Origin of the sequence: Micromonospora purpureochromogenes, assembly GCF_900091515.1 — a bacterium.
GTDB lineage: Bacteria > Actinomycetota > Actinomycetes > Mycobacteriales > Micromonosporaceae > Micromonospora > Micromonospora purpureochromogenes.
Window position 1 is genome coordinate 2,710,306 of sequence record NZ_LT607410.1, and the last position, 16,253, is coordinate 2,726,558.

General features: G+C 71.4%; 11 protein-coding genes. 6 read left to right on the plus strand and 5 right to left on the minus strand.

Features of this window, described 5'->3' with window-relative positions; all coding sequences use genetic code 11:
* Positions 1 to 9: 9 nt before the first annotated feature.
* A complete protein-coding gene (locus GA0074696_RS12630; protein WP_088961293.1) occupies positions 10 to 732 on the minus strand; it encodes a dienelactone hydrolase family protein in 723 nt (240 codons plus the stop codon).
* A 101-nt stretch (positions 733 to 833) separates the two neighbouring features.
* On the opposite strand from GA0074696_RS12630, the gene GA0074696_RS12635 reads away from it, so the two are divergent.
* A complete protein-coding gene (locus tag GA0074696_RS12635; protein ID WP_088964522.1) occupies positions 834 to 1,214 on the plus strand; it encodes an ArsC/Spx/MgsR family protein in 381 nt (126 codons plus the stop codon).
* A 15-nt stretch (positions 1,215 to 1,229) separates the two neighbouring features.
* Here the strand turns inward: GA0074696_RS12635 and GA0074696_RS12640 are convergent, their stop codons facing one another.
* On the minus strand, positions 1,230 to 1,409 hold the full coding sequence (locus tag GA0074696_RS12640; RefSeq protein WP_172894627.1) for a hypothetical protein: 180 nt from the start codon (positions 1,407 to 1,409) through the stop codon (positions 1,230 to 1,232).
* Positions 1,410 to 1,440: 31 nt separating this feature from the next.
* Here GA0074696_RS12640 and GA0074696_RS12645 point away from each other — a divergent pair, with 31 nt between their 5' ends.
* From GA0074696_RS12645 to pulA, 5 genes are all read left to right on the plus strand, one after another.
* On the plus strand, positions 1,441 to 2,097 hold the full coding sequence (locus GA0074696_RS12645; protein ID WP_088961295.1) for a hypothetical protein: 657 nt from the start codon (positions 1,441 to 1,443) through the stop codon (positions 2,095 to 2,097).
* 37 nt (positions 2,098 to 2,134) lie between these two features.
* Positions 2,135 to 2,524, plus strand: coding sequence for a hypothetical protein (locus GA0074696_RS12650; RefSeq protein WP_088961296.1), 390 nt, complete (start codon positions 2,135 to 2,137; stop codon positions 2,522 to 2,524).
* A gap of 192 nt (positions 2,525 to 2,716) precedes the next feature.
* Complete coding sequence (locus GA0074696_RS12655; protein WP_157745876.1) at positions 2,717 to 3,385, plus strand: cellulose binding domain-containing protein; 669 nt, start codon at positions 2,717 to 2,719, stop codon at positions 3,383 to 3,385.
* Positions 3,386 to 3,493: 108 nt separating this feature from the next.
* Positions 3,494 to 4,183: a cellulose binding domain-containing protein gene (locus GA0074696_RS12660; protein WP_088961298.1), complete on the plus strand. Its 690-nt coding sequence runs from the start codon at positions 3,494 to 3,496 to the stop codon at positions 4,181 to 4,183.
* A gap of 150 nt (positions 4,184 to 4,333) precedes the next feature.
* Entirely contained in the window at positions 4,334 to 9,832 is a 5,499-nt protein-coding gene (gene pulA, locus GA0074696_RS12665) for a pullulanase-type alpha-1,6-glucosidase (RefSeq protein WP_088961299.1), read from the plus strand.
* 77 nt (positions 9,833 to 9,909) lie between these two features.
* Here pulA and GA0074696_RS12670 read toward each other — a convergent pair whose 3' ends face one another.
* The 3 genes from GA0074696_RS12670 to GA0074696_RS12680 form a co-directional block, all read right to left on the minus strand.
* Positions 9,910 to 11,997, minus strand: a complete 2,088-nt coding sequence (locus GA0074696_RS12670) for a hypothetical protein (RefSeq protein ID WP_088961300.1) — start codon at positions 11,995 to 11,997, stop codon at positions 9,910 to 9,912.
* A 336-nt stretch (positions 11,998 to 12,333) separates the two neighbouring features.
* A complete protein-coding gene (locus GA0074696_RS12675; protein WP_088961301.1) occupies positions 12,334 to 14,442 on the minus strand; it encodes a hypothetical protein in 2,109 nt (702 codons plus the stop codon).
* A gap of 292 nt (positions 14,443 to 14,734) precedes the next feature.
* Positions 14,735 to 16,216: an aminopeptidase P family protein gene (locus tag GA0074696_RS12680; protein ID WP_088961302.1), complete on the minus strand. Its 1,482-nt coding sequence runs from the start codon at positions 16,214 to 16,216 to the stop codon at positions 14,735 to 14,737.
* Between the last annotated feature and the right edge of the window lie 37 nt (positions 16,217 to 16,253).

Sequence of the window (16,253 nt, forward strand, 5' to 3'; positions counted from 1 at the left end):
GGACAGGGGCTAGGCGTCGCGCAGCAGCGCGACCACCGCGTCGCGGGCCGTGCGCACGGCGTCCCGGGACTGATCGGTGTGGTCCAGTGCGTCGAAGCCGTGCCGGCCGTCCGGTACGTCGAGGACCCGCACGGAACGGCCACTTGCCCCCGCCGCCGAGGTGAACGCCTCGATCCCGGCCAGCACCGGCGGCATGTCCCGACCCGCCCGGACCAGCAGGATCGGCAGGTCGCCGGCGGACGCCACGGCGTCGACCGGGTGGAACCGGGCCTCGACCTCCCAACCGGGCAGCGGCTCCAGCAGCGGATAGGTGCCGACCAGCCCGCGCAGCCACGACGGTGTGGCGCGCAGCCAGTCGCCCAGCAGCAGGCCGCCGCCGGAGAAGAACCAGAGCACCAGCCGGTCGGCGTCGACCCGGGGATCGGCGCGGACCTGCGCGACGGCCGCCGCGACGTCCTCGGCCGCGGCCGGGAAGCCCGTCAGCTCGTCCACCCGGTAGCTGACGACCGCGGCGACGAGGCCCTGCTCGGCCAGGAGGGCGCCGTATCCGCGGTAGAGGAGCCAGTCGCGCGGGTCGGACGCGCCGGGTGGCAGCGGTGCGCCGTGGACCAGCACCACGGCGGGCCGGGGTCCGTCACCCCCCGGCAGGTGCAGGTCCACCTGGCCGTGCCGCTCGACGGGGGCGGCCGGCGGGGACAGGACGAACGGTGTCCGGTCGAAGGGCGTCGCCATGCCGGGATGGTAGCCGGGAAGCCCCTGCTCCGATGCCCCGTCGACTGTCCACTCTGGATGAAATGGGACAGGTCGGCAGGTGGTCTGTCACCATGTCGGTCATGGAGATCTGGCACAACCCGTCCTGCTCGAAGTCCACCTGCGCCCGCACCACCCTCGACGAGGCGCGCGTGCCGTACCGGCTGCGGGCGTACCTGGAGCAGCCGCCGAGCGCGGCCGAGCTGACCGAGGTGCTGCGCCGGCTCGAGGCGCGCGCCTGGGACATCTGCCGCACCGGGGAACCGGCCGCGGTGGCGCGGGGCATGGCCGACTGGCCCCGCGACGACGCCAGCGAGCCCCGCTGGATCGAGGCGATGGTGGCGCATCCGGAGCTCATCCAGCGGCCGATCCTGCTGCTCGACGACGGGAGCGCGGTGCTCGGGCGTACCCCCGGAGCGCTCGACGAGGCGCTGCGCCGCGCCGGGGCCGAGCCCGAGCGCTGAGCCGCGCCCGCCGGGTCAGGCCTGCTCGCCGGCCGGCGAGCCGTTCCCCGCGGCCTGCGCGTGCCGCTCGCGCAGCCGGTCCCGGATCTCCTCCGGCGTGTACGACCGGCGGCGCCGCTCGGCGCGGGCGATGACCACGCCGGACGCCGCGACGCCGGCCAGGCCGGCCAGACCGAGTACCTTCCACCACCGCATCCGTTGCCCCATCGGCCTAGGGTAGACGCTCATGAGCATCAGCCTGGACGAGGCCGTCGACCTGACCCGTACCGGAGACGTGTGGGTGTTCCGTGGCCGGAGCGTGCCCGACCGCGCCATCCAGCTCACCACGAACAGCCCGGTCAACCACGTCGGCATGGCCGTGGTGCTGGACGACATGCCGCCCCTGATGTGGCACGCCGAGCTGGGCCGCTCGCTGCCGGACATGTGGACCGGCAGCCACCAGCGCGGCGTGCAGCTGCACGACCTGCGCGACGCGGTCTGCGTCTGGGCCAACCGGTACGGGCAGCGGGCCTGGCTGCGCCAGCTCGACCCGCCGGCCGACGCGGCGATGGAGCAGGCGGTGTTGCGTACCGTCGCCCGGCTCGACGGCACGCCCTTCCCCTCCACCGCCCAGCTCGCCTGGCGCTGGGCGCGGGGTCGCGTGCCGCAGGTGCGGCTGCCGGGCCGCCGGGACCGCTCCGGCGTGCTGGCAGGGGACCGGGCGCTGGAGACGGCGTACTGCGCCGAGGTGGTGGCGGTGACCTACGAGGCGATGGGGCTGCTGCCGGCCGGCCGCCGTCCGAACTGGTACGACCCGGGTCGGTTCTGGAGCGGCGACGACCTCGACCTGGCCGGCCAGGCCAAGCTCGGCGCCGAGATCGAGGTGCACATCCCGCCGCGCTGAGGTTTGCCGGCGCCCGCCGGTGGCAATTGGTGACGCCGTGAGAGCCTCCACCGATCTCGACACGCTGACCGACTTCTTCGACCGGTACGGCGTGGCGCTCACCGCCGGCGACGTACCTGCCCTCGCCGGCTGCTACGCCCTGCCCGGGTTGGTGGTCGCCGACACCTACAGCTTCTCCTTCAGCACGCTGGCCGCCGTCGCGCTCTCCTTCGTCGGCGCCGCCCCGGACTACCAGGAACGGGAGCTGGTCGCGGCGAACGCGCTGATCGAGGACGTGCAGCCGGTCTCCGCGCTGCTGACCATGGTCGCCGTCGAGTGGGAGTTCCTGGACAGCCAGGGCCGGGCGGTGCCGGGCCAGCGGTACCGCTACCTGCTGCGCACCACCGAGGACGGTCCGGTCATCTGCACCGTCATCCGCGTCGCGTGACGAGAAGCTTTCGGGCCACCGTTCGGTGGGTGGTGTCACTGCGGGGGCTGACCTGACCGGACCCGAACCGGTCTCGTGCGGCCAGCCGTTTTCCGACCCGTACCAGCCGGACGGACCGTACCGGGCGGCCCCTCTGCTATCCGACATCTTTGCTGGCTAGGCTGGCGCGTCTGCTCCGACAAGGGGGACCTCATGTCCGACCACTCGGCCCCACGGCCCGAGGCGCGATCTGCACCCGCCGTGCTGGCGTCGATGCCGTGGATCGTCGTGCTGCTCGGCGTCGGTCTGCTCGCCGTCCTGCTGGTGTTCGCCCTGCTCTCCTTCCGCGGACCGGAGCAGCCGCCGGCGCCCGAGCCGGCGCCGCCGATGTACCTGCCGAGGATGCCCTCCGTGACGTCGTCCGTGACGCCGCCCGGCGACGCCCCGCTGGTCGCCGTGGACGCCACCCCGTCGGGGACGGCCAGCGGCACCCCGTCGCCGCGGGCCAGCACCCACCGGCCGACCGCGACGCCGACCACCCGCGCACCGGCCGCCGCCTCCGGCCGGGTGAGCGCGGACTACCAGGCCACCTCCAGCGATCGGGACTCGTTCTCCGCCCGGCTGACGGTGCGCAACACCACCGGCGGGGCCCGCGAGTGGCGGGTGGAGCTGCTGTTCACGGGCAACGTCAAGTCGATCCGGGCGTCGTCGGACTCGGGGCTGTCGGTGCGTACCAAGGGCACTGGCTGGTTCGTGCTGACCGGTACCAGGCCCCTTCCGGCGGGGGAGAGCGCTGTGGTCTCCATGACGTTCGGCCGGACCGGCACCGGTGACCAGCCGGGCCAGTGCACCGTCAACGGGGCCGACTGCACCATCGGCTGAGCGCCGGGCGCAGGTCGTACGGTCCGGGTGCTGTCGGGTCGTGTCGTGCACTGTCCGAAATGGCCGAAGGTGGCTACGCTCTCCGGACGGCACCGAGGAGGAAGCGGTATGTCCGGTACGCGTCGTCGCGCGCCCCGGGGCGCCACCGCGCTCGCCTCGTCGCCGTGGGTCGTGGTGGCCACCGGGGTCGTGGTGATGGTGATACTGCTGGTCGTCGCGTTGACCGCGTCCCGCAGCCGCGAGCCGGGAACCGGTGCCCGCCCCGGTGACCTGCCCGCGACCGTGGCGCTACCGGACCTGCCATCGGAGTCGCCGTCGCAAGCGGCGGTCGCGCTGCCCGCTCCGGTGGTCCCGGGGCTCTCCCCGCGCCGCAGCGACCCGCCGGTTCCGACGCCCGACGGGGGCCCCGCATCCGCCGCCGGGGGCGCGGGCGCGCAGCCCGGACCGGTCCCGTCGCCGCCGGCCCCGCCCCCGTCGCCGGTCACCGGGCGGTACCGGGTGATGGAGGCCTTCGACGGCGGCTTCATCGGCGAGGTGCTGCTCGCCAACGCCGCAGCCCGTCCCCGCCCCTGGACGGTGCGCCTGGTGCCGCCGGCCGGCAGCCGCCTGGTCACCTCCTGGGTGGAGGGTGCGCCGCAGGGCAGCGCCCGGATGTCGGACGGCGTCTTCACGTACACCAGCGGGGTGGACCTCGACGGTGGTGCGTCCGTGCCGCTGCGGTTCCACATCGAACACAACGGCGGCGACATCCGCCCGAGCGGGTGCACGGTCGACGGCACCGCCTGCGCCGGGCTCTGATCCCACCCTCCTCCACACCTCTCGGGCGGCCGTAACGACGGCAGGTTCCGCAAGACCGCTGCTTTGTTACGACTCGGTTTGCAAGGTATTGCAGAATGTTTCGGCAAGAGCTAGCGTGCGGGCGAATCAGCGACCAGAGGAAGGCCGTCGATGAAACCCCCGCCGATATCTCGCAAGGCACTGCTCGCCTTGGTCTCCACCCTCACCCTCGCCCTCGTCGGCGTCCCGGTCGCCGTCAACCAGCTCGGCGCGGACGCCACCGACCGGACGCCCACCGTCGACACCCTGGCCGCGGCCGGCGCCGCCCAGTGGGGCGCCGAGCCCTCGACCGAGGCCCTGCTGAAGGCCGGCGCCGGCACGGGACGCGCCGAGCAGTTCTACTTCGTCCTGCCGGACCGGTTCGCCAACGGCGACAAGCGCAACGACGCCGGCGGGCTCACCGGCGACCGCCTGCGCACCGGGCTGGACCCGAAGGACAAGGGCTTCTACCACGGTGGCGACCTCAAGGGCGTCATCGACAAGCTGGACTACATCCAGGGCCTGGGGACGACCGCCATCTGGCTCGCGCCGATCTTCAAGAACCGCCCCGTGCAGGGCAGCGGCGCGGACGTCTCGGCCGGCTACCACGGCTACTGGATCACCGACTTCACCCAGGTCGACCCGCACTTCGGCACCAACGAGGAGATGCGGAAGCTGGTCAAGCTCGCCCACCAGCGCGACATCAAGGTCTACCTTGACGTCATCGTCAACCACACCGCCGATGTCATCAAGTACGGCGAGGACAAGTACGCGTACGTCGACAAGAAGACCTCGCCGTACACCGACGCGCAGGGGCGCGCCTTCGAGGACCGCAACTACGCCGACGGCACCCGGGACTTCCCGACGGTCACCGCGGACGCGGGCCCGTACACCCCGACCTTCGCCACCCCTGCCGACGCCAAGGTGAAGGTGCCGGCCTGGCTGAACGACCCGACGATGTACCACAACCGGGGTGACTCGACCTTCGGCGGCGAGGACAGCGAGTACGGCGACTTCTTCGGCCTGGACGACCTGTGGACCGAGCGTCCCGAGGTGGTGCGGGGCCTGACCAAGGCCTACGGCGACTGGATCGCCAGCACCGACGTCGACGGCTTCCGGCTCGACACCGTCAAGCACGTCAACCTCGACTTCTGGCCGCAGTTCAGCCGGGGCATCAAGCGGGCCGCCGACGCCGCCGGCAAGAAGGACTTCTTCATGTTCGGCGAGGTCTACAGCGCCGACCAGGAGATCACCTCGACCTACGTGCGGCGCGGTGGCCTACCGGCCACCCTGGACTTCTCCTTCCAGGAGGCCGCGCGCGGCTACACCGCCGCCGACGGCTCCGCCAAGGCCCTCGCCGACGTGTACGCCCGCGACGACCTGTACGCCGCCCGGGACACCGGCGCCAACCGGCTGACCACCTTCCTCGGCAACCACGACATGGGCCGGATCGGCTCCTTCATCGCCGCCTCCGGCGGTGACGACGCCACCCAGCTGCGCCGCGACCAGCTCGCTCACCAGCTGATGTTCCTCACCCGCGGCCAGCCGGTCGTGTACTCCGGCGACGAGCAGGGCTTCACCGGCCCCGGCGGCGACAAGGACGCCCGGCAGGACATGTTCGCCACCAAGGTGGCGGACTACCTCGACGACGACCTGATCGGCACCGCCCGCACCCACGCCGACGACCAGTACGACACCGGCCACCCGCTCTACCGGACCATCGCCGAGCTGGGCACGCTGCGCCAGGCCCACCCGGCGCTGCGCGACGGCATCCAGGTCACCCGGTACGCGGCCGACGGCGCCGGCGTCTTCGCCTTCTCCCGGATCGCCCCGGCCGACCGCACCGAGTACGTGGTGGCCGTGAACAACGCCACCACCACGCAGCCGGTCTCCGTCGACACCTGGTCCGCCGGCACCGCCTTCACCGGCGTCTACGGTGGCGCGGGCACCGCCACCGCCGGCGCGGACGGCAAGCTCAGCCTGACCGTGCCGCCGATGGCGGCCGTGGTGCTCAAGGCCGGTCGGCCCATCCCCCAGGCCGCCGCCGCGCCGAGCATCACCCTCACCGCGCCCGGCGCCGACCCGGTCGCCACCCGGGCCGCGGTCACCGCCCAGGTCACCGGCGATCCGCTGGCCACCGTCACCTTCGCCGCCCGGGTGCCCGGCGGCAGGTGGACGCTGCTGGGCAGCGCGCACACCGCCCCGTACACCGTCCACCACGACCTGACCGGCCTGCCCGGCGGGACGAAGGTCGAGTACAAGGCCGTCGTCCGCGACGGCAAGGGGCGGACCGCCGGCACCCACGCCAACGGCGTGGTCGGCACCCCGGCGCAGAGCGCCGCCCGGGACTGGGCGGTGGTGCACTACCAGCGCCCGGCGGGCGGGTACGACGACTGGGGCCTCTACACCTGGGGTGACATCGACCCGGCGTACGCCACCGAGTGGCCCAAGGGGCAGCCGTTCGCCGGTGAGGACTCCTACGGCCGGTTCGCCTGGGTCAAGCTCAAGCCGGGCGCGAAGTCGGTCGGCTTCCTGGTCGTCGACAAGAACGGCAACAAGGACGTCGCGAACGACCGCACCATCGACGTGACGCAGACCGGCGAGGTCTGGGTCAAGCAGGGCGACCCGACGCTCTACCCGACCCGGCAGGCCGCCACCGGCGAGCCCGACCCGGCGGTCGACGAGAGCACCGCGGTCATCCACTGGCGCAAGGCCGACAACGACTACGCCGGCTGGGGGCTGCACCTCTGGGACGGCGCCGCCAACCCGACCGACTGGTCCAACCCGCTCAAGCCGGAGAGGATCGACGCCTACGGGGCGGTCTTCCGGGTGCCGCTGGCCGCCGGCGCGACCGGGCTGAACTACATCATCCACTCCGGCGACACCAAGGATCAGCCCGACGACCAGCGACTGGACTTCGCCAGCGCCGGGCGTGAGGTCTGGCTGCTCGCCGGGGTGAAGGGCCGGCTGCTGCCGCCCAGCTCCTCCGGTCCCGCGAGGGACCTGGACATCAGCAAGCAGAAGGCGCACTGGATCGACCGGTCCACCGTCGCGTGGCTGACCGGTCCGACCGACGGCAAGCAGTACGCCCTGGTGGCCGCCCCGGCCGGCGGGCTGAGCATCGCCGACGGCGAGCTGGCCGGGACGTACACCTCGCTGCCGCTACGGGCGCAGCGCAACGGGCTCACCGAGGCCCAGCGCGCGGCCTTCCCGCACCTGTGGTCGTACCGCACCTTCAGCCTGGACCGGGCCGACCTGGCCAAGGTCCCGGCCGCGCTGCGCGGGCAGCTGGTGGTGACCGAGCGCGACGCCGAGGGCGTGCTGCTCGGCGCGACCGGCGTGCAGATCCCGGGCGTGCTCGACGACGTCTACGCCCGGGCCACCGACGCGAAGCTGGGTGCCACCTTCGCCGGCCGGGTGCCCACCCTCGCCGTCTGGGCGCCCACCGCCCGGACGGTGTCGCTCCAGCTCTTCGACTCGCCCACGGCCGAGCCGAGGACGGTGGCGATGAGCCGCAACGACCGCACCGGCGTCTGGTCGGTGCGCGGCACGAAGGCCTGGGCCGGCAAGTACTACCGCTACCAGGTCGAGGCGTGGCAGCCGGCGGCGCAGAAGTTGGTCACCGCATCCGTGACCGACCCGTACTCGGTGGCGCTCGCGCCGGACTCGACACACAGCCAGATCGTCGACCTGTCCGAGCCGGCGCTGGCCCCGGCCGGCTGGGCGAACCTGCGCAAGCCGCCGGCGGTGCCGGCGTCGAAGGCGCAGATCTCCGAGCTGTCGGTGCGGGACTTCTCGATGGCCGACGCCACCGTGCCGGCGGAGAAGCGGGGCACCTACCTCGCCTTCACCGACCCGAACACGGCCGGCATGAAGCACCTGAAGGCACTCGGCGACGCCGGGGTCAACTACCTGCACCTGCTGCCCTCGTTCGACTTCGCCACCATTCCCGAGAAGCGGGCCGCCCAGCAGCAGCCCGACTGCGACCTGGCGAAGCTGCCGCCGGACTCCGACCAGCAGCAGGCCTGCGTGGCGAAGGTGGCCGAGTCCGACGGCTACAACTGGGGGTACGACCCGCTGCACTACACCGTGCCGGAGGGCGGCTACGCCGTCGACCCGGCCGGGGCGAAACGGACCACCGAGTTCCGGCAGATGGTCGCCGGGGTCAACGGCGCCGGGCTGCGCGTGGTGCTGGACGTGGTCTACAACCACACCTCCGCCTCGGGCACCGACCCGAAGTCGGTGCTCGACCAGGTGGTGCCGGGCTACTACCACCGGCTGCTGGAGGACGGCAGCGTCGCCAACTCGACCTGCTGCGCCAACACCGCCCCGGAGCACGCCATGATGGGCAAGCTGGTGGTGGACTCCCTGGTCACCTGGGCCCGGGCGTACAAGGTGGACGGCTTCCGGTTCGACCTGATGGGTCACCACCCGAAGGCGAACATCCTGGCCGTCCGGGCCGCGCTGGACCAGCTCACCCCGGCCCGTGACGGCGTGGACGGCAAGAAGATCCTGCTCTACGGCGAGGGCTGGAACTTCGGCGAGGTCGCCAACGACGCCCGGTTCGTGCAGGCCACCCAGGCCAACATGGCCGGGACCGGCATCGGCACCTTCAACGACCGGCTCCGCGACGCGGTGCGCGGCGGCGGTCCCTTCGACGGCAACCCGCGCATCCAGGGCTTCGCCTCCGGTCTCTACACCGACCCCAACGGCGACACCGTGAACGGGACGGCGGCCGAGCAGAAGGCGCGGCTGCTGCACCACCAGGACCTGATCAAGGTGGGACTCGCCGGCAACCTGCGGGGCTACCGGTTCACCGACTCGTCGGGCCGGCAGGTCACCGGCGCCCAGGTGGACTACAACGGCTCGCCGGCCGGCTACACCGCCGCGCCGGGCGAGGCCATCACGTACGTCGACGCGCACGACAACGAGATCCTGTACGACGCGCTGGCGTACAAGCTGCCGCAGGGCACCTCGGCGACGGACCGGTCGCGGATGCAGGTGCTGGCGTTGGCGACCACCACCTTCGGGCAGGGGGCGGGCTTCGTCACCGCCGGCTCCGAGCGGCTGCGCTCGAAGTCGCTGGACCGCAACTCGTACAACTCCGGTGACTGGTTCAACCAGATCCGCTGGGACTGCGCGCAGGGCAACGGGTTCGGTGCCGGCCTCCCGCCGGAGCAGGACAACAAGGACAAGTGGCCGTACGCGAAGCCGCTGCTGGCCGATCCGAAGCTGGTGCCGGACTGCGCCGCGATCAACCTGGCCGACGCCCGGTACACGGAGCTGCTGCGGATCCGGGAGTCCTCGCCGGTGTTCGGGCTGGCCAGCGCCGGCCAGGTGCAGCGGCGCGTCGGCTTCCCGCTCTCGGGCGAGAACGAGACGCCGGGCGTGCTGACCATGACCCTGGACGCCCGCGGGCTGGACGGGAAGTGGAAGTCGCTGACCGTCGTCTTCAACGGCACGCCGGAGACGGCGAAGCAGACGGTGACCGGCCTGCGGGGCGCGGACGTCGCGCTGCACCCGGTGCTGGTGAACTCGGCCGACCCGGTCCTCCGGACGGCCTCGTTCGACCGCGCGACCGGCACGTTCAGCGTGCCGGCGCGCAGCGTGGCGGTCTTCGTCCAGAGCTGACCCGACGACGGTCCGGCCCCCTGCCACCGAGGTGGCAGGGGGCCGGACCTGTGTGTGGATCCCGTGGTGACCGGCGGTCAGTTGAAGCAGTCTTCGACGGTGCCGGCGCAGTTGGTGGGGTCGTTGTTGGTCACGGTCGACTTGTCGTCGAGCTTGACGGTGCCTTCGTTGTTGAGGATGCCGCCGGCGACTCGGTGGTTCTTGGACGAGTCGGTGGCGGTGTTCTTGGTGACGTGGGTCTTGGTCAGGGTGACGGTGCCCTTGTTGTTGAAGATGCCGCCGCCGTTGAGGGCGGTGTTGCCCTTGATCTCGGTGTTGCGCAGGGTCAGTCGGGCGTTGTCGTCCTCGCCGTCGTGCTTGTCCTGGTAGCCGTCCTCGATCTTGACGTCCTGGTCGCCGTTGAAGATGCCGCCGCCGAAGCGGCCGGCGGTGTTGTCGGCGATCTTGCTGTCGGCGATGGTGGCGCTGGCCTCGTCGTCGTGCTTGTCGTCCTTGCCCTTGTCCCAGTCGTGACCGTTGTTCTTCTTGTCCGTGCCGCCGGTGTTGACGATGCCGCCGCCGTCCTTCTTGGCGTGGTTCTTGGCGACGGTGACCTTTTCGAGGTCGAGGTTGGTGTCCTTGGCGTAGATGCCGCCGCCGCTGTCGCAGGCGGTGTTCTGCTTGATGGTCGACAGGACGATCTTGACGAAGCCGCCGGAGCTGAACACGCCGCCGCCGTTTTCGCCGGCCTGGTTGCCCTCGATGGTGGTCTTGAAGATCTCCACGCTGCCGGCCTCGTCGCGGCCCTGGACACCCGACCAGGAGTCGTTGTCCTTGCCGTGGTCCTTGTCCTTGTCGTGGTCCTTGTGCTTGCCGCGGCCGTTGGCGATGCCGCCGCCGTTCTTGCCGGCGGTGTTGTTGGCGATGCGGGACTCGCGACGGTCCTCGTCCCTGCCGTCGGCGGAGCCACCCTGGCCGTCGGCGGACTCGCCCTTGTCCTTGTCCTTGTGGTCCTTGTTCTCGTCGCGGGCGGACTTGTCCTTGTCCTTGTCCTTGTCCTTGTCCTTGTCCCGGTCGGACTCGCCCTTGTCGTTGCCGGCCTCGCCCTTGTCGTGGCCGGACCAGTCGTCGTGGTCGGAGGACCCGGTGACCTTGAGGACGCCGACGTTGAAGATGCCGCCGCCGTTCTCCTGGGCGTGGTTGTTCTCCACCTCGCTGTCCTCGAGGTCGACCCGGCCGAAGTTGGCGATCGCGCCGCCGTTGCCCTCGGCGTTGTTGCGGGTCAGCGTGACGTTCTTCAGGTGCGCGCTACCGCCCCGCTCGACCAGCAGCGCACCACCGTCGGCGTCACCGTCCTTGCGGTCACCGTCCTTGCCGTCACCGGGGCCCTGCGGGCCACCCGGGGCTGCGTCCGCGGCCGGGGCCACGGCGGCGCCGTTCGCGGCCGGGGCCGCCTGCGCCGGCTGGGCCACCCCTGCGCCACCCTGCGGCGCGGCCGCACCCGGCTGCCCGGGTCCACCCGGTCCGCCGGGTCCACCCGGCCCGCCGGGTCCGCCCGGCCCACCGGGTCCGCCCGGTCCGCCGGGGCCCTGGTCGCCGTACTTGAACTCGGAGGCGTTGCCGCCCTTGAGCGTGAGGTCCTTCAGGGTCAGGTCACCGCCGTCGGCGACCCGGAACAGCCGGAACGTCTGCTCGGAGTCCCGCTTGATCGTGGAGTCCTCACCCTTGATGGTGATCTCCTGCCGGATCGTCGGCAGACCCGTGCCGGACTTCCGGTCGTAGCCCTCCAGCTCGTAGGTGCAGTGCGGGGCCAGCTTCAACGTGCCACCGTGATCCCGGTTCGCCAGATCGACAGCCTCGATCAGCTCCTCGTCGTCACACGGCACATCCCGCACCCGCCCGTGCTCGTCACGATCCCAGTCCCGGTCGCGGTCCTTGCGGTCCTCGCCCCGCTCCTCGACGTCGCGGTCCTGGCCGTCGTCCTTCGTGAGCTGCTGAGCCGTGGACCACTTCAGGTCGGTCAACCGGTGGGCGCCGGTGGCCCCGGTGGTCGCGTAGGCGACCCCTGCGAGGCTGACCGCTCCTGTCAGGCCCACAACGCCGGTGGCGAGCCAGATCCGGCGACGACGAAGCGGGGAGGCTGTCTCGCGGGTGGCGTCATCGTTATTGCGAAGGTAGTTGGACATCGGAGCTCTCTGCCCTCTCCTTGTACCCGACAAGGTCGCTTCGCCACAGCGAGGCGGCCTTCGCTACAAATCGGTTGTAGCTGCTGAACAACAACGTATGAGAACCTTCTTCACCTCGTGGGCTTATACGAAAAAAGCCCACATTAGGTATGTGGGCGGTGCAGCCGACAGCACGGCGGACGGCGGTGCAGCAGAGGTGTCACCGGTGGCGAAGGGCGTCGCGGAGGACGAAAGCGCGTGACGGGCGGCCGGCCTCCGGGACGCATGTGTACCGGTAGGGGTGGGGGAGTCCCTTCCCGCCTCGGCGGGAAGGGACTCCCTGGTCGTGCGTCGGCTTTAGTTGAAGCAGTCTTCGACGGTGCCGGCGCAGTTGGTGGGGTCGTTGTTGGTCACGGTCGACTTGTCGTCGAGCTTGACGGTGCCTTCGTTGTTGAGGATGCCGCCGGCGACTCGGTGGTTCTTGGACGAGTCGGTGGCGGTGTTCTTGGTGACGTGGGTCTTGGTCAGGGTGACGGTGCCCTTGTTGTTGAAGATGCCGCCGCCGTTGAGGGCGGTGTTGCCCTTGATCTCGGTGTTGCGCAGGGTCAGTCGGGCGTTGTCGTCCTCGCCGTCGTGCTTGTCCTGGTAGCCGTCCTCGATCTTGACGTCCTGGTCGCCGTTGAAGATGCCGCCGCCGAAGCGGCCGGCGGTGTTGTCGACGATCTTGCTGTCGGCGATGGTGGCGCTGGCCTCGTCGTCGTGCTTGTCGTCCTTGCCCTTGTCCCAGTCGTGACCGTTGTTCTTCTTGTCCGTGCCGCCGGTGTTGACGATGCCGCCGCCGTCCTTCTTGGCGTGGTTCTTGGCGACGGTGACCTTTTCGAGGTCGAGGTTGGTGTCCTTGGCGTAGATGCCGCCGCCGCTGTCGCAGGCGGTGTTCTGCTTGATGGTCGACAGGACGATCTTGACGAAGCCGCCGGAGCTGAACACGCCGCCGCCGTTTTCGCCGGCCTGGTTGCCCTCGATGGTGGTCTTGAAGATCTCCACGCTGCCGGCCTCGTCGCGGCCCTGGACACCCGACCAGGAGTCGTTGTCCTTGCCGTGGTCCTTGTCCTTGTCGTGGTCCTTGTGCTTGCCGCGGCCGTTGGCGATGCCGCCGCCGTTCTTGCCGGCGGTGTTGTTGGCGATGCGGGACTCGCGACGGTCCTCGTCCCTGCCGTCGGCGGAGCCACCCTGGCCGTCGGCGGACTCGCCCTTGTCCTTGTCCTTGTGGTCCTTGTTCTCGTCGCGGGCGGACTCGTCCTTGTCCTTGTCCTTGTCCTTGTCCTTGTCCCGGTCGGACTCGCCCTTGTCGTTGCCGGCCTCGCCCTTGTCGTGGCCGGACCAGTCATCGTGGTCGGAGGACCCGGTGACCTTGAGGACGCCGACGTTGAAGATGCCGCCGCCGTTCTCCTGGGCGTGGTTGTTCTCCACCTCGCTGTCCTCGAGGTCGACCCGGCCGAAGTTGGCGATCGCGCCGCCGTTGCCCTCGGCGTTGTTGCGGGTCAGCGTGACGTTCTTCAGGTGCGCGCTACCGCCCCGCTCGACCAGCAACGCACCACCGTCGGCGTCACCGTCCTTGCGGTCACCGTCCTTGCCGTCACCGGGGCCCTGCGGGCCACCCGGGGCTGCGTCCGCGGCCGGGGCCACGGCGGCGCCGTTCGCGGCCGGGGCCGCCTGCGCCGGCTGGGCCACCCCTGCGCCACCCTGCGGCGCGGCCGCACCCGGCTGCCCGGGTCCACCCGGTCCGCCGGGTCCACCCGGCCCGCCGGGTCCGCCCGGCCCACCGGGTCCGCCCGGTCCGCCGGGGCCCTGGTCGCCGTACTTGAACTCGGAGGCGTTGCCGCCCTTGAGCGTGAGGTCCTTCAGGGTCAGGTCACCGCCGTCGGCGACCCGGAACAGCCGGAACGTCTGCTCGGAGTCCCGCTTGATCGTGGAGTCCTCACCCTTGATGGTGATCTCCTGCCGGATCGTCGGCAGACCCGTGCCGGACTTCCGGTCGTAGCCCTCCAGCTCGTAGGTGCAGTGCGGGGCCAGCTTCAACGTGCCACCGTGATCCCGGTTCGCCAGATCGACAGCCTCGATCAGCTCCTCGTCGTCACACGGCACATCCCGCACCCGCCCGTGCTCGTCACGATCCCAGTCCCGGTCGCTACCGGCCCGGTCGTCGTTCCCCTTGTCCTTGTCCTTGTCGGATTCCCCCGCGGCCGGGCCGGCATCGCTGACGTTCTGCTTCGGCGCCGCCTGCGAGTCGCTGGCCCGCTGCGGGTCGTCGGACTTGTCGTCACGGGCAGCCAGCCCGCCCAGTGCCGCCAGACCGACGACGCCGGTCAGGCCGGCCACGCCGGTGGCGACCCACAGTTTGCGTCGCCTGATCGACGGCGCGGCCGTAGGGGCCCCGCCGTCGGGAGTCGTTACGTCGTTGGACATCAGAGCCTTCCGCCCTTTCCTGCTACCAGACGGGCTCGTACCACCTGAGCGGCACGAGCAGCTACAAATAGGTTGCAGCCTGTTATCCACACCGTATGAGAGGATTCCTCGCGAGGCGGACGTATCCGAGAAAAGCCCGCATTTCCCTCACATCGGCCGGGCGGGCACACCGGGGCGCAGGCCGTGAAGAAGGCCGTGGTCAGCGCAAACAGCGGCGGGCCCCGCCACCGGTGCCGCGACGACGGAAACGTCGCAGACACCGACGGCGGGGCCCGCCGGGGGTCGTACCGGGTCAGCCGGGCAGGCGCGGACCCGCCTCGCGCTGCTCGGCCAGCCAGGTCTCCACCTCGTCCGAGCGGCGGGGCAGACCGGCCGACAGGTTCACCGCGCCGGTCGCGGTGACCAGGATGTCGTCCTCGATCCGCACGCCGATGCCACGCAGTTCCTCGGGGACCAGCTCGTCCTCGGGCTGGAAGTACAGCCCCGGCTCGACGGTCAGCACGTAGCCCTCGCCGAGCGGGCCGTCGCGGTAGTGCTCCTTGCGCGCGTTGGCGCAGTCGTGCACGTCGATGCCGAGCATGTGGCTGGTGCCGTGCAGCGTCCACCGGCGGTAGACCGTCGACGCCGGGTCCATCGCCTCGTCCACGCTCACCGGGAGCAGGCCGAGGTCCTTGAGCGCTTCGGCGAGGACCCGCATCGCGGTCAGGTGGACCTCCCGGAACGGCACCCCGGGCTTGATGATGTCGATGCCGGCCTGCTGGGCGGCGTACACCGCGTCGTAGACCTGGCGCTGCAACGGGGTGAACCGGCCGTCGACCGGCAGCACCCGGGTGACGTCGGCGGTGTAGAGGTTGCGGTTCTCCACGCCCATGTCCATCAGCAGCAGCTCACCCGGGCGGGTGGCGCCGTGGTTGTGCACCCAGTGCAGGATCGTGGCGTGCTCGCCGGCGCCGACGATCGAGCCGTACCCGACGTCGTTGCCGTCGTGCCGGGCGCGCAGCGCGAAGATCCCCTCCAGCAGCCGCTCGGAGACCCCGCGGTCGGCCGGCAGCGCCCGGGCCACGTCCTCGAAGCCGCGTACGGTCGCGTCCACGGCCTCCTGGAGCTGGGCGATCTCCCACTCGTCCTTGACCAGCTTCAGCTCGGAGATCGCGATGGCGAGCTCGCGGTCGCGGGCGGGCTGGCCGTCGGCGCGGGGGCCGTCCCAGGGCCGCACGGCCGCGTCCACCCGGGCGTCGAAACCGCGCAACACCCGGGTACGCCCCGGCGCCAGCCCGGCCAGCGCCGCGTCCAGCTCGGTGAGGTCCTCGGTGGGCAGGCCCAGCTCTGTCGACTTCTCGGCCAGGGTGTGCCGCCGGCCGACCCACAGCTCGCCGTGCCGGCTGCGGAAGAACTCGTCGGTCTTCCGGGAGGACCGGGGACGCATGTACAGCGTCGCGTCGTGCCCGGAGCCGTTCGGGCGCAGCACGAGCACGCTGTCCGGGTCGTGGTCGCCGGTCAGGTAGGCGAAGTCGCTGCCCGGCCGGAACGGGTGGTCGGTGTCGTTGGCGCGTACCTTCTCGGTGCCGGTCGGGATGACCAGCGTCTCGCCCGGGAAGGCCGCCGAGAGCGCGGCCCGGCGCTTGGCGTGGTTGGGCACCTCGGGACGCGGGCCGACCGGCAGCGTGGTGTCCCGCCAGCCCTGGCGCATGAAGTCCAGGAACGCCTGCGGGAAATCCGGGTCGTGCGATTCGGTGCCGTCCGCCGGCTTTCCGCTCGTCCGGTCCTCGGTCATGGTCCGCTCCTTCCGCCTCGTCGCTGGTCCAGACGGT